Here is a 13,776-nt window from a genome sequence, read left to right as displayed (position 1 = left end):
GGAGCGGATTTGCGGATGCTGCAGCTGTGCCGTTATCGTCGGCGCATGCCTTCGGCGTTCCAGGGACCGCAGACGCTCGCTCTGAGCGTCGCTCCCGCGCGACGCCGCCTGGGCGAGCGCCGACTCTAGGCGACGCCGCACGCCGTCCGTCATGGACGCCGCGAGTGGGCGTCGCCGTCTCCGGCCCTTGCACCCAGACTCTAAGGTGGAATCCATGACATATTCGGTCGCCGTCAGCGGCGCATCCGGCTATGCGGGCGGCGAGATCCTGCGGATCCTCGCCGCGCATCCCGATATCGAGATCCGCACCGTCACCGCGCATTCGAACGCGGGACAGCCGCTCATCCAGCATCAGCCCCATCTGCGCTCGCTCGCGCACCTGACCCTGCAGGACACGACGCCCGAGATCCTCGCCGGTCACGACATCGTCTTCCTGGCGCTGCCGCATGGTCAGTCGGGGCAGTACACCGACGCGCTCGGCGACACGCCGCTCGTGATCGACGCGGGCGCCGATCACCGCCTCGAGTCCGTCGCCGACTGGGACGCGTTCTACGGCGGGGACTTCCACGAACCGTGGGTGTACGGCGTCCCCGAGCTCCCCGTCGCGGGCGCGAAGCAGCGCGAGCGGCTCGTCGGCGCATCGCGCATCGCCGCCCCCGGGTGCAACGCATCCACCGTGAGCCTGAGCCTCGCGCCGGGCGTCGCCGCCGGCGTCATCGATCCTTCTGACATCGTGACGGTGCTCGCCGTCGGCCCCTCTGGTGCCGGGAAGAGCCTGAAGCCGAACCTGCTCGCCAGCGAGATCCTTGGCACCGCCAACCCGTACGCGGTGGGCGGCACGCACCGGCACATCCCCGAGATCCGGCAGGCGCTCGCCGCCGCCCGCGCGGGCGGCGGGGCCGCGGCCGCCGAGACCGCCCCTGATGAGGGCATCCGCATCTCGTTCACGCCGGTGCTGGTGCCGATGGCGCGCGGGATCCTCGCGACGTCGACGGCACCCATCGCGCCCGGCGTGAGCGACGCCGGGATCCGCGCCGCGTGGGAGGCCGCGTACGGCGAAGAGACCTTCGTGCAGCTGCTGCCGGCCGGCCAGTTCCCGCGGACGGCCGACGTGCTCGGCGCGAACACGGCACTGATGGGCCTGGCCATCGATCGGGCGGCGAACCGCGTGGTCGTCGTCACGGCGGTCGACAACCTCGTCAAGGGCACGGCCGGAGCGGCTGTGCAGTCCATGAACATCGCGCTGGGCCTGGCAGAGGGCACCGCGCTGACCGTGAACGGAGTCGCGCCGTGAGCGTCACCGCAGCCCAGGGGTTCGAGGCGGCCGGAGTCGCCGTCGGACTCAAGTCGACCGGCAAGCCGGATGTCGCCGTCGTCGTCAACCGCGGCCCGCTCAAGGTCGGCGCTGCCGTCTTCACGAGCAACCGCGCCAAGGCCAACCCCATCATGTGGTCGCAGCAGGTGATCCAGGACGGCGTCGTCGAGGCGATCGTGCTGAACTCCGGCGGCGCCAACTGCTTCACCGGCTCGTTCGGGTTCCAGACCAGCCACCTCACCGCCGAGAAGGCGGGGGAACTGCTCGGCGTCAGCGCCGGGGACGTGCTGGTGTGCTCGACCGGCCTCATCGGCACCGGCGACGAGGTCTTCCGCGGCAAGGTGCTCACCGGCACCGAGCAGGGGATCGCCGAGCTGTCGGCCGACGGCGGCGAGGCGGCATCCCTCGCGATCATGACCACCGACTCGCGCCCGAAGCGCTCGGTCTTCTCGGGCGACGGCTGGACGATCGGCGGTATGGCGAAGGGTGCGGGGATGCTGGCGCCCGGCCTCGCCACGATGCTCGTGGTCATCACGACCGACGCCGTGCTCGACGCGTCCCAGGCCGATGCCGCGCTGCGGCAGTCCACGGGCCGCACGTTCGACAGGCTCGACTCGGACGGCTGCATGTCGACGAACGACCAGGTGACGCTGATGGTCAGCGGTGCGAGCGGCGTGACCCCCGACGCCGATGCGTTCGCCGCAGGCCTTGCCGAGGTGTGCCAGGACCTCGCGAGGCAGCTCCAGGGCGACGCCGAGGGCGCCAGCCACGACATCACGATCCTCGTGCAGAACGCCGCGACCGAAGAGGATGCCGTCGAGGTCGGCCGCTCGGTCGCGCGCAACAACCTCTTCAAGGCCGCGATCTTCGGCAACGACCCCAACTGGGGCCGCGTGCTCGCCGCGATCGGCACGACGCGGGCCGCGTTCGACCCGTACGACGTCGACGTGTGGATGAACGGCGTGCGCGTGTGCTCGCTGGGCGGCCCCGACGCGCCGCGCGAGGACGTCGATCTGACCCCGCGCGCCACCGACCTCATCATCGACCTGAAGGTCGGCACCGCGTCGGCGACGATCCTCACCAACGACCTGACCCACGACTACGTACACGAGAACAGCGCGTACTCCTCATGAGCGACCTTCAAGAGACCGATCCCAGCGAGGCCAGCGCCCGGGCGGTGACGCTCATCGAGTCGCTGCCGTGGCTCAAGCGCTTCCGCGACCAGATCGTGGTGGTCAAGTACGGCGGCAACGCCATGGTGTCCGAAGAGCTGCAGGACGCCTTCGCGGCCGACATCGCCTACCTCCGCTACGTCGGCGTCAAGCCGGTCGTCGTCCACGGCGGCGGCCCGCAGATCTCGTCGATGCTCGACCGCCTGGCGATCCCCAGCGAGTTCAAGGGCGGCTACCGCGTCACCTCGACCGAGGCGATCTCGGTGGTCCGCATGGTGCTGACCGGCCAGATCAATCCGCAGCTGGTGTCGAAGATCAACGCGCACGGACCTGTCGCGACCGGCCTCAGCGGCGAGGACGCCGGCCTGTTCGGCGGCCGTCGCCGCGGCGTCGTCATCGAGGGTGTCGAGCATGATCTGGGACGCGTCGGCGACGTCGTCCAGGTCGACCCGCAGCCGGTGCTCGACCAGATCGAGGCGGGCCGCATCCCGGTCGTCTCCAGCATCGCCCCCGACCTCGACAACCCCGGGCACTCGCTCAATGTGAATGCGGATGCCGCCGCATCGGCCCTCGCCGTCGCCCTGGGCGCGGCGAAGCTCGTCGTGCTCACCGATGTCGCCGGCCTGTACGCGGACTGGCCCAACCGCGACTCGCTCGTCTCGCACCTGACCTCGGGCGAGCTCCGCGAGATGCTGCCGCGACTGGAGTCGGGCATGATCCCCAAGATGGCGGCGTGCCTGGAGGCCGTGGAGGGCGGCGTCCAGACCGCGGCCATCATCGACGGACGGGTGCCGCATTCGGTGCTCGTCGAGATCTTCACCAGCAAGGGAATCGGAACAGAGGTGGTGCTCGGATGACGTGGCAGGACGACGAGGCACGCGACCTCGTGAAGAGCTTCGGCGCTCGCATGCAGATGTTCGTGCGCGGCGAGGGCGCCTACTTGTGGGATGCCGACGGCAAGCGGTATCTCGACTTCCTCGCCGGGATCGCGGTCGACTCGCTCGGTCACGCCCACCCGGTGTTCGTGGACGCGGTCGCGACCCAGGCGGCGACGCTGGTGCAGGTGTCGAACTACTTCGCCACGCCGCCGCAGCTGGCGCTCGCCTCGACGCTCAAGCGCCTGGCCGGCACCGGCGATGCAGGCCGCGTCTACTTCGGCAACTCCGGCGCCGAGGCCAATGAGGCGGCGTTCAAGCTCGCCCGCCTGCACGGCGGCGCGGACCGCCCGCGGATCCTCGCGCTCAAGGACGCGTTCCACGGCCGCACGATGGGCACACTGGCCCTCACCGGCAAGCCGTACATGCAGGAGCCGTTCCTGCCGATGACGCCGGGCGTCGAGTTCATCGACTCGACGGTCGAAGCGCTCGAGGCCGCGATCGACGACCGCGTCGCGGCGCTGTTCGTCGAGCCCGTCAAGGGCGAGGCCGGTGTGCTGCCGCTGCCCGAGGGCTACCTCGCGGCCGCCCGCGAGATCACCGAGCGCCACGGTGCGCTGCTCATCATCGACGAGATCCAGACCGGCGCCGGCCGCACCGGGGAGTGGTTCGCCTTCCAGCACGAGGGCATCACTCCCGACGCCATCACGGTGGCCAAGGGCATCGGCGGCGGCTTCCCGATCGGCGCGATGATCACCTTCGGCACCGCCAGCGAGCTGTTCTACCCGGGCACGCACGGTTCGACGTTCGGCGGCAACGCGCTCGGCACGGCCGTCGCGAACGCCGTGCTCGGCGAGCTCGAGCGTGCCGGCCTCGTCCAGAACGCGGCAGATCGCGGCGCCCAGCTGTGGGCCGCGATCGAGGGCATCGGCTCGCCGTTGATCGACGGATGCCGCGGCATGGGCCTCCTCGTCGGCGTAGGGCTGCGGCATCCCGTCGCCAAGGCCGTCGTCGCGGCCGCGCAGGAGCACGGCCTCATCATCAACGCGCCGAACGACGAGACGATCCGTCTCGTGCCGGCGCTCACGATCGGCGATGTCGAGATCGACGAGTTCATCGCCCTGTTCACGGCGGCGCTGCGCACCGTCGAAGACGCCCTCGTTCTCGATGCTTCGACACCGCTCAGCACTCCGGAGGTTTCCGCATGACCCGCCACCTGCTTCGCGACGACGACCTCACGCAGGCCGAACAGGCCGAGATCCTCGATCTCGCCGTCGAGCTCAAGAAGGACCGCTGGGCGAACAAGGCCCTCGCCGGTCCGCAGACCGTCGCGGTGATCTTCGACAAGTCCTCGACCCGCACCCGCGTCTCGTTCGCCGTCGGCATCGCCGATCTCGGCGGCTCGCCGCTGATCATCTCGACGGCCAACAGCCAGCTCGGCGGCAAAGAGACCCCGTCCGACACGGCCCGGGTGCTCGAGCGCCAGGTCGCCGCGATCGTGTGGCGCACCTACGCGCAGGCGGGCCTGGAGCAGATGGCCGCCGGCACGCGGGTGCCCGTCGTCAACGCGCTCAGCGACGACTTCCACCCATGCCAGCTGCTGGCCGACCTGCTCACGATCAAGGAGCACAAGGGCGACCTCGCGGGCCTGACCCTCGCCTTCTTCGGCGACGGCAAGTCGAACATGGCGCACTCCTACGTGCTCGCCGGCGTCACGGCGGGCATGCACGTGCGCGTCGCTTCGCCCGAGTCGTACGCCCCGCGCGACGACGTGATCGCCGACGCCGACCGCCGCGCGGCCGAGACCGGCGGCTCCGTCACCCTCTACACCGACCCCAACGAGGCGGCGGCCGGCGCCGACGTCGTCGTCACCGACACCTGGGTGTCGATGGGCAAGGAGGAGGAGAAGCTCGAGCGTCTGCGCGACCTCGGCGGCTACAAGGTCACACAAGAGACCATGGCGCTCGCCCAGGACGACGCGATCTTCATCCACTGCCTGCCCGCCGACCGCGGCTACGAGGTCGACGCCGAGGTCATCGACGGCCCGCAGTCCGTCGTCTGGGACGAGGCCGAGAACCGCCTGCACGCCCAGAAGGCGCTGCTGGTCTGGCTGCTGCGCCAGGACTGAGACCAGGGGCAGCCCCGTGCGCGGGTCGAGCGAGACGCAGGGTTCTCGGCTCGCCGCGCGCTGGGCGCACCTGGGCGGCCCCGGCAGGCTCGGCGGTGTCGACCTCGCCCGCGGGCTCGCGGTGCTCGGCATGTTCGCCGCACACCTGCTGGTGATCCCCGATCCGGTCTCGTGGACCGATCCGTCGACGTGGAAGGCGCTGGCCCACGGCCGCTCGTCGATCCTCTTCGCCACCCTCGCTGGTGTCTCGATCGGTCTGGTCACGGGTGGCGCCGAGCCGTTCACCGGCGCGGGGATGCGCATCGCACGGCGGCGCCTGGTCGTCCGCGCCGGCCTGCTGTGGCTGCTGGGGGTGCTGCTGATCCTCACCGGCGTGCCGGTGTACGTGATCCTCCCCGCCTACGCGATCCTCTTCCTGTGCGCGGTGCCGCTGACGGCGCTGTCGGCGCGGGCGCTGCTCGTGCTGGCCGCGGCGCTCGCGCTGGCCATGCCTTTCGTCCAGGTGCTGCTCGACGCGCTGCCGATGTGGCAGACGCCCACGGGCGCTGACCTGTCGCTCGTGCTCGGGTGGCACTACCCGTTCACGACGTGGATCGCCTTCATCGTCGCCGGCATCGGCGTGGCCCGTGCCGGCCTGACCCGGCTACACGTCCAAGCGTTGCTGGTCGCCGCGGGCGTGGCGCTCGCGATCGCCGGTTACGGGATGGATGCCGCCACGGGCGCCGCTGCGGAGGCCGAGGCGTCATCGTTCGGGGGAGCGGTGTGGACTGCCCGCGAGCATTCCACCGGGGTGCTCGAGGTGATCGGATCGGGCGGCTTCGCGCTGGCGGTGCTCGGCGCCTGCCTGCTGCTGTGCCGCACCGCGGCACGCTGGGTCGTGCTGCCGCTGCGCGCGGTGGGGGCGATGCCGCTCACGGCGTACACGCTGCAGTTCGTGGTGTGGGCGATCGTCGCGGCCGCCGTCCTCGGCGACTCCGGCGACCTCGCGGGCTTCCGCGCGCTGGCGCCGTTCTGGCCGTTCGCCGCCGGCACCATCGCCTTCGCCACCGCCTGGGCGCTGCTGGTCGGACGCGGCCCGCTGGAGTGGGCAGTCGACCGTGCGGCACGGCTCGTCGTGCGCCCCGCGCCCAAGGTCGCCGGCATCCGCTGAGTCCGCGGTCGATCAGAGCGGCGAAGGAGTGACGGGCTCGGCGGGGGAAGCCGCGACCTTGGGTGCGGGCTTGTCCTCGTGCGGCCAGGGGAGCCACGCGCCGGATTCGAGGTCGAGCGCCCGGCGGAACTCCTTCGCGAACGCCCCGTCCGTGTCGTAGTCGCGGGTCGTGACGTACACGCCGTGCGCGTACCCCGGGATGCGGGACTTGGGCGCGTCGCCGGTGAGCGGGATGTCGGCGATGCCGGCGCCGTAGAGGCGTCGCAGCCCGCCTCCGAACCAGTCGCCGAAGAAGTGCCGGCGCGCGGGGTACCACATGTTCGTCCAGCGCACCGGGGCGAACGCGGCGGCCTCGTGGAGGCGGCGGGTGTGCCACTCGTATTCGCTGCCGTCGTCGCGCCGGCGCTTGTCGTGGGTGAGGTACGAGAAGAACTCGGGGTGTCCGTTCGCCTCGGGCCGGTACTCGAGCGGCCACTTCTGGTCGCGGGCGTCGAGGTCCTCGCTCCGCGGTGGGCACGACTGGAGTTCGCGCCGCCTCTTGCGCTCCTCGAACTCCGTGGTGTCCTTGGTGTAGATCTGGTCGGCGAAGTTCATGGGGCTGCCGAAGCTCACGAAGTCCGAGATGAGCCATGGGTGGCCCTTGGCCCGCATCGCCAGCCACAGCGTGCGCTGGGCGCGCCGGTACTCCTCCGGCGGCTGCGCCCCGTCGGAGGCGAGGGCGGATGCCGCAGCCTCGAGGTCGTCCAGGTCCTCCGGGGTGAGCGACGCCCGGCCGTGACCCGTCGTGGCCCACAGATACGAGATCGCGTCGTATGCGATGTACGAGCCGAGGCTGTGGCCGGTGACCACGATGCGGTCGTAGTCGCCACTGTCCTGCAGCGAGCGGAGCAGGTCGACGATGCCCGTGCGGATCTCGCGCCGGGCGGCGAAGGAGCGCGGTGACGTGTCGAGGTAGCGGACGACGTCGACGAGGTACTTCACGAGCCACCCGGGAAGCAGGCGGCTGATGGCGTACGTCACGATCACGAGCGCCGACACGCTGCCGGCGGCGATCTGGGCCCAGGGCGGCACGCCGAACCAGGTCGAGAATCCGGGGATCGACACGAACCCCCACGCGAGTGCGAGCGTCGCGAGCCAGATGACGATCCACAGCCCCCACAGCCCCGGCGGCACACGCCTCAGCTGCGTCGCGAAGAACGTGATCAGCGTCGCGATCCCCAACGACGCGAGAACCCACGGCGACCAGTCCGGCAGCCATTCCTGCGGGAACACCAGCAGCCCCGCCGCCCCGACGACGACGAGCAGCAGCGCGACCGCCCGGAGCAGCTGCGGGATGGTCGTCGCGGGCAGCATGATGCGCCGGAACGTCGGCCACAGATCGTCCAGGCGGTTCCCCTGCATGAGGTGGGCCCAGTGGTATTCGTAGATGTCGGTCTGCACGTCGAAGCCGTGTTCCGCATCCGCCGCTTCGTCGTCGTGACGAGCGGGCACGATGTGCAGCCGCCCCTCGAAGTCGCCCCGGAACTTCACCGGCCGGGAGTGGAACGGCGCTCTCCGGCAGATGACCTCGCTGAACGCGTTGAGCGTCTCGACCGGCCGCTGTTCGCCCATCCCGTGGACGACGACGACCGCCTGGCGGCGCTGTCTGGTCACTGTGCACCTCCTCAGCCATCAGGAGGAGCAGCGCATCGGCTCTGATACCCGGGGTCGGGGCGCCGCGTGCCTCGGTAGGCTGTTCGGGTGAACGACGAGAGCGACAGCCTGGCCCAGCACGGCACGAACGAGGGATCGCTGTGGGGCGGCCGATTCGCTTCCGGACCGTCCCCCGAGCTGGCCGAGCTGAGCCGCTCGACCCACTTCGACTGGGACCTGGCGCTCTACGACATCGCCGGATCGCACGCGCATGCGAAGGCGCTCGCTGCGGCGGGCTACCTCACCGCCGACGAGGAGCACGCGATGCACGCCGGCCTCGACGAGCTCGCGCAGGGAGTGACCGACGGGACGCTCCGGCCGGCGGCATCCGATGAAGACGTCCACGGCGCGCTGGAGCAGGCGCTCATCGCGGTCGTCGGTCCCGAGCTGGGCGGCAAGCTGCGCGCCGGCCGCAGCCGCAACGACCAGATCGCCACCCTCGTGCGCATGTACCTGCTCGACCACTCACGCACGATCGCGCGCGAGATCCTTCGCCTCGTCGACGCGCTGGTGTCGCAGGCAGAGGCGAACGCCGATGCGATCATGCCCGGTCGCACGCACCTGCAGCACGCCCAGCCCGTGCTGCTGGCCCATCACCTGCAGGCGCACGCCTGGCCGCTCGTGCGCGATCTGGAGCGCCTGCGCGACTGGTCCGCCCGCGCGTCGGTGTCGCCATACGGCGGCGGCGCGCTCGCCGGATCCACGCTCGGTCTCGACCCGCAGCTCGTGGCGCGCGAGCTGGGCCTCGCCCGGCCCGCCGAGAACTCGCTCGACGGCACCGCCTCGCGCGACGTCGTCGCCGAGTTCGCGTTCATCACCGCCATGATCGGCATCGACGTGTCGCGCTTCGCCGAAGAGATCATCCTCTGGAACACGCGGGAGTTCGGGTTCGTGACGCTCGACGACGGCTATTCGACCGGGTCGAGCATCATGCCGCAGAAGAAGAACCCCGACATCGCCGAGCTCGCGCGCGGCAAGTCCGGCCGTCTCATCGGCAACCTGACCGGACTGCTGGCGACGCTCAAGGCGCTGCCGCTGGCGTACAACCGCGATCTGCAGGAGGACAAGGAGCCGGTGTTCGACTCGGTGCGCACGCTCGAGACGCTGCTGCCGGCGTTCGCGGGGATGGTCGCGACGATGCGCTTCCACACCGAGCGGATGGCCGCCCTCGCACCGCAGGGCTTCTCGCTCGCCACCGACGTCGCCGAGTGGCTCGTCAAGCACGGCGTCCCGTTCCGCGACGCGCACGAGATCTCGGGCCACCTCGTGCGGGTGTGCGAAGAGAACGGGATCGAGCTGCACGAGGTCACTGACGCGCAGCTCGCTGCGGTCTCGCCGCACCTGTCTCCCGACGTGCGCGACGTGCTGAGCGTCGAGGGCTCCGTCGCGAGCCGCACGGGTGCGGGTGGCACGGCTCCGGTGCGCGTCGCCGAGCAGCGCGCAGAGCTCATCCAGCGGGTGCAGGGCGCCGCCCACGCTCTCGGACTGTGAACTGATCATCTCGATTGATCAGTGATTCACTGATATTCCAGAAATATCAGTGATACCCTGATCGCATGTCTGTAGCGATGACTGTCGACATCGTCGGTTCGCGGCGTCTTCCCGACCGCGATGCCGCGCAACGCGCGCTGGACGAGGCTGTCGCCAGGGTCGAACGCGACCTCCCGGTCGCCGAACGTCCGCTGCGCCCGACCGTGGGCGACGAGCTGCAGGGGATCTTCCCGACGCTCGATGCGGCGCTCGCGACGACGCTGCTCGTGCAGCTCGCGCTGCCCGATGTCATCGAGTGCCGGTTCGGGCTCGGGATCGGTGAGACGGGGCTCGTCGCGTCGGCATCGGGCGACATCCCGGATGGTCCGGGCTGGTGGGCCGCACGCGCTGCGATCGAGCACGTCCACGCGCTCGAGCAGCGCACGGTTCCCCGCGCACGGACGTGGGCGGTCGCCCATGAGGCGCAGCCGGATGCCGCGCACGAGGCCGCGCGTCGCGCCGACGCGTATCTGCTCGCACGCGACCAGATCGTCGGCGCGATGTCCGAGCGGGCGCGACGGCTCACGTACGGCCGCTGCTTCGGCGTGACGCAGCGGGCGCTGGCAGCCCAGGAGGGGATCACCCAGTCGGCGGTGTCGCAGCTGCTGGCGGCATCCGGATCCGCGGCCGTGGTCGAGGGGTTCCGCCTGCTCGAGACGTGAGGCGCGCTCAGAAGATGGCGAGCCGTACGAGTCCGCCGACGGCCGCCGCCCACAGCAGGCTGGCGAGCGTGCCGACGATGAAGCGCTCGCGCGCCTCGGCGGTCGCGAGCTCCGAGAATCGGCCGATGCCCTTGACCGCCACGACGACGGCGATCGCCTCGGGGAAGCCGGCGATGATCGAGATCACGACGGCCACCCGTTCCAGGTAGCCGATGACGGTGCCGCCGCGCATGAGGGTGCGCACCTCGGTCTCTCCGTCCTCGGCCGCGGGGACGGCGAGCAGGATGCCGCCGTCCTCGGTCTCGCGGACGCGTCCGCCCGTCGCCGCGTCCAGCACGCGCCGAGTGACCGGGTTGCCGCCGAGCACGGCGACCGCGATCCCCAGCAGCGCGAGCATGAGCCCCATGATCTCGGGGATCTTCACCGACGAGATCGCCACCACGACGAGCCCGAAGGTGACCAGCGCGCCGGCGATCACGAGCGGCACGGTCGTCGGGCGCCGCAGGCTCACCACGATCAGCACGAGCGCCCCGCACAGCACGAGGAACAGGAAGATCGACAGGATCGCGACGAGGATCGCGTCGGGCAGCAGCACCATGCGCGAAAGTCTGGCACGCACCGCCGACGCCGCCGGCCCGACGGGCCGCACCGCGACGGGATGCGGCATCCGGCGCTGATAACCTGGCGAGCGTGTCTGAAACCCCCGTGAGCGCGATCGCGCCCGCCAACGACCCGACGTTCGAGAACGTCTGGGATGAGATCGTGTGGCGCGGACTCGTGCATGTGTCCACCGACCAGGAGGCGCTGCGCGCCCTTCTCGCCGACGGACCGATCACGTATTACTGCGGGTTCGACCCGACCGCGCCGAGCCTGCACCTCGGCAACCTCGTCCAGCTGCTCCTGATGCGTCGGCTCCAGCTGGCGGGTCACCGTCCGCTGGGGCTCGTGGGCGGGTCCACCGGCCTCGTCGGCGACCCGGGCGGTCGCGACACCGAGCGGGTCCTGAACCCGGTCGAGACTGTCGAGGAGTGGGTCGGGTACCTGCGTGCGCAGGTCGAGCGATTCCTCAGCTTCGAAGGCGACAACGCCGCGCGAATGGTCAACAACCTCGATTGGACGGCGCCGCTGAGCGCCATCGACTTCCTCCGGGGGATCGGCAAGCACTTCCGCGTCGGGACGATGATCAAGAAGGACGCCGTCAGCGCGCGCCTGAACTCCGAAGCCGGCATCAGCTACACCGAGTTCAGCTACCAGATCCTCCAGGGGCTCGACTACCTCGAGCTGCACCGCCGCTACGACTGCGTCCTGCAGACCGGTGGCAGCGACCAATGGGGCAACCTGACCAGCGGCACTGACCTCATCCACCGCGTCGAGGGCGTCTCGGTGCACGCGATCGGCACGCCGCTGATCACGAACAGCGACGGCACCAAGTTCGGCAAGAGCGCGGGCAATGCGATCTGGCTCGACCCCGAGATGTGCAGCCCGTACCGGATGTACCAGTTCTGGCTGAACACGGACGATGCCGATGTCATCACGCGGCTCAAGGTGTTCACGTTCCTCACGCGCGCCGAGATCGAGGAGTACGAGCGCCTCGTCGCCGACGAGCCGTTCCGCCGCGCCGCGCAGAAGCGCCTTGCGCTGGAGGTCACCACCTTCGTGCACGGCGCCGAGTCCACCACCGCCGTGATCGCGGCATCCGATGCCCTCTTCGGGCAGGGCGACCTCGCCGCGCTCGACGCGTCGACGCTGCGCCAGGCGTTGGAAGAGCTGCCGAACGCGTCGGTCGAGGCCGGGACGCCGGTGGTGCAGGCGCTTGTCGACACGGGGCTCGTGGCGAGCCTGTCGGAGGGGCGTCGGGCGATCGCGCAGGGCGGCGTCTCGCTCGACGGAGTCAAGGTCGACGACGATTCCGCGGTCGTGGCGGGCTCGCTGCCCGGTGGCGTGTCGGTGCTGCGTCGCGGCAAGAAGACGCTCGCGGGCGTGTTCGTCGGCTGATCCGGTCGGATGCCGTTCACCCCGAGTCACGCCGTCGTCGCGCTGCCGTTCGTCCGCACGCCGCTCGTGCCCGCGGCGGTCGCGGTCGGTGCGATGACGCCGGACCTGCCGCTGTTCGTCCGGGGACTGCCGCTGCAGTACGGCACCGCGCATTCGTTCGCGTGGCTGCCGGTGACGATGGCGGTGGCGCTCGTGCTGCTGCTGGTCTGGCGGTGCGTGCTCCGGCCGGCGGCGCGTGAGCTGTCGCCGCGGTGGCTCGCGGGCCGCCTGCCGGGGGAGTGGGATGCCGGGGCGCCGGCGTCGCTCGGCGAGACCTTCGCGGGCCGGTCCGGCGGGCATGCGGGCGTGCGCAGCGTGCTGCTGCTCGCCGCATCGCTGGCGATCGGCGTCGTGAGCCACATCCTGTGGGATCTGTTCACGCACGAGGGGCGGTGGGGGTCGTCCGTGTTCCCCTTGCTCGACGCGGCGTGGGGCCCGTTTCCCGGCTACAAGTGGCTGCAGCACGGCTCGAGCGTGGTCGGCCTCGCGATCCTCGGCGCGTACATGGTGGTGTGGCTGGCGCGGCGCCGGGTGGCGGCAGCCATTCTCCGGATCCTGCCCGACGCGGTGCGCTGGTGCTGGTGGCTGTCGCTGCCGGTCGTGCTCGTGCTCGCGTGGGGCTGGGGGTACGTCGCCTTCGGTCCGTTCGATGCCGCCTTCACGCCTGCGCACCTCGGGTACCGGGTGCTTCCTCCGGCCTGCGCGGTCTGGGGTGCGGCGACGCTGGTGCTGAGCGTCGTGGTGCAGGTGCTGCGTGCGCGACGGTCCCGGGATGAGCAGCCCCTGGTGTCCCGGGAAGGGATGCCGCGACCCTGACGGGCGGGCGACACGCCCGGGATGCACGGCCGATTCGCCCGGGACCCGGGGCGCACGTAAAGTATTACCAGTTCGCCCCACAGGGAAGCGGAGAGGCTCAGAGCCTTACCCCCCTCAAGCGGAGAACGATCCCCTTCCTCTCACTCGATTGAGTGTGACGGCCTCCGGGTCTAGGATGGGTATCCTGCCTCGGAGACCGCGGTCGCCGACCAGCTGATTGATCTTCGGATCACGGCGTGTCGGTTTGACAGACGGATCGGGCGGGATAAGATAGTGAAGTTGCCCAGCCGGGGCAGCGGGTCTGTGATCTGCTGCTGGCTGGTGCGTCCGATCTTTGAGAACTCAACAGCGTGCACTTGTCAAATGCCAATTTTTTTCTCTGTCGACCAGTTTTGCTGGTTG

General features: G+C 70.6%; 12 protein-coding genes. 10 read left to right on the top strand and 2 right to left on the bottom strand.

All coding sequences use genetic code 11. The features are described 5' to 3' along the window. Window positions 1-214 precede the first annotated feature (214 nt). The 6 genes from argC to ABEA46_RS17445 are packed head-to-tail and all read left to right on the top strand — an operon-like array spanning window position 215 to window position 6,640. Window positions 215-1,294 carry an N-acetyl-gamma-glutamyl-phosphate reductase gene (argC, locus tag ABEA46_RS17470; protein WP_345546314.1) on the top strand — a complete coding sequence of 360 codons (1,080 nt, stop codon included), beginning with the start codon at window positions 215-217 and terminating at the stop codon, window positions 1,292-1,294. Then, window positions 1,291-2,448, top strand: a complete 1,158-nt coding sequence (argJ, locus tag ABEA46_RS17465; RefSeq protein ID WP_345546312.1) for a bifunctional glutamate N-acetyltransferase/amino-acid acetyltransferase ArgJ — start codon at window positions 1,291-1,293, stop codon at window positions 2,446-2,448. Before argC ends, argJ begins: the two co-directional genes overlap by 4 nt. Next, complete coding sequence (argB, locus tag ABEA46_RS17460; protein ID WP_345546310.1) at window positions 2,445-3,344, top strand: acetylglutamate kinase; 900 nt, start codon at window positions 2,445-2,447, stop codon at window positions 3,342-3,344. Before argJ ends, argB begins: the two co-directional genes overlap by 4 nt. After that, complete coding sequence (locus ABEA46_RS17455) at window positions 3,341-4,570, top strand: acetylornithine transaminase (RefSeq protein WP_345546308.1); 1,230 nt, start codon at window positions 3,341-3,343, stop codon at window positions 4,568-4,570. The genes argB and ABEA46_RS17455 overlap by 4 nt, the downstream gene beginning before the upstream one ends. After that, window positions 4,567-5,490, top strand: coding sequence for an ornithine carbamoyltransferase (argF, locus tag ABEA46_RS17450; RefSeq protein ID WP_345546306.1), 924 nt, complete (start codon window positions 4,567-4,569; stop codon window positions 5,488-5,490). Before ABEA46_RS17455 ends, argF begins: the two co-directional genes overlap by 4 nt. A 16-nt stretch (window positions 5,491-5,506) precedes the next feature. Continuing rightward, complete coding sequence (locus tag ABEA46_RS17445; protein WP_345546304.1) at window positions 5,507-6,640, top strand: DUF418 domain-containing protein; 1,134 nt, start codon at window positions 5,507-5,509, stop codon at window positions 6,638-6,640. A gap of 12 nt (window positions 6,641-6,652) precedes the next feature. On the opposite strand, the gene ABEA46_RS17440 is transcribed toward ABEA46_RS17445, so the two are convergent. Further along, complete coding sequence (locus tag ABEA46_RS17440; RefSeq protein ID WP_345546303.1) at window positions 6,653-8,293, bottom strand: hypothetical protein; 1,641 nt, start codon at window positions 8,291-8,293, stop codon at window positions 6,653-6,655. Between the two features lie 87 nt (window positions 8,294-8,380). On the opposite strand from ABEA46_RS17440, the gene argH reads away from it, so the two are divergent. Then, on the top strand, window positions 8,381-9,823 hold the full coding sequence (gene argH / locus ABEA46_RS17435) for an argininosuccinate lyase (RefSeq protein ID WP_345546302.1): 1,443 nt from the start codon (window positions 8,381-8,383) through the stop codon (window positions 9,821-9,823). A gap of 65 nt (window positions 9,824-9,888) precedes the next feature. Continuing rightward, entirely contained in the window at window positions 9,889-10,524 is a 636-nt protein-coding gene (locus tag ABEA46_RS17430; RefSeq protein ID WP_345546301.1) for a SatD family protein, read from the top strand. A gap of 7 nt (window positions 10,525-10,531) precedes the next feature. Here ABEA46_RS17430 and ABEA46_RS17425 read toward each other — a convergent pair whose 3' ends face one another. After that, on the bottom strand, window positions 10,532-11,122 hold the full coding sequence (locus ABEA46_RS17425; RefSeq protein ID WP_345546300.1) for a hypothetical protein: 591 nt from the start codon (window positions 11,120-11,122) through the stop codon (window positions 10,532-10,534). Between the two features lie 92 nt (window positions 11,123-11,214). Between ABEA46_RS17425 and tyrS the strand changes: the two genes are divergently transcribed. Both tyrS and ABEA46_RS17415 read left to right on the top strand, forming a co-directional pair. Continuing rightward, a complete protein-coding gene (gene tyrS / locus ABEA46_RS17420; protein ID WP_345546299.1) occupies window positions 11,215-12,519 on the top strand; it encodes a tyrosine--tRNA ligase in 1,305 nt (434 codons plus the stop codon). Window positions 12,520-12,528: 9 nt separating this feature from the next. Beyond that, window positions 12,529-13,374 carry a DUF4184 family protein gene (locus ABEA46_RS17415; protein ID WP_345546297.1) on the top strand — a complete coding sequence of 282 codons (846 nt, stop codon included), beginning with the start codon at window positions 12,529-12,531 and terminating at the stop codon, window positions 13,372-13,374. Window positions 13,375-13,776 lie beyond the last annotated feature (402 nt).

Origin of the sequence: Microbacterium jejuense, from assembly GCF_039544225.1 — a bacterium.
GTDB classification, from domain to species: Bacteria; Actinomycetota; Actinomycetes; order Actinomycetales; family Microbacteriaceae; genus Microbacterium; species Microbacterium jejuense.
Note: the sequence above shows the minus strand (reverse complement) of the source record. Positions and strands in the feature narration are given on the sequence as shown.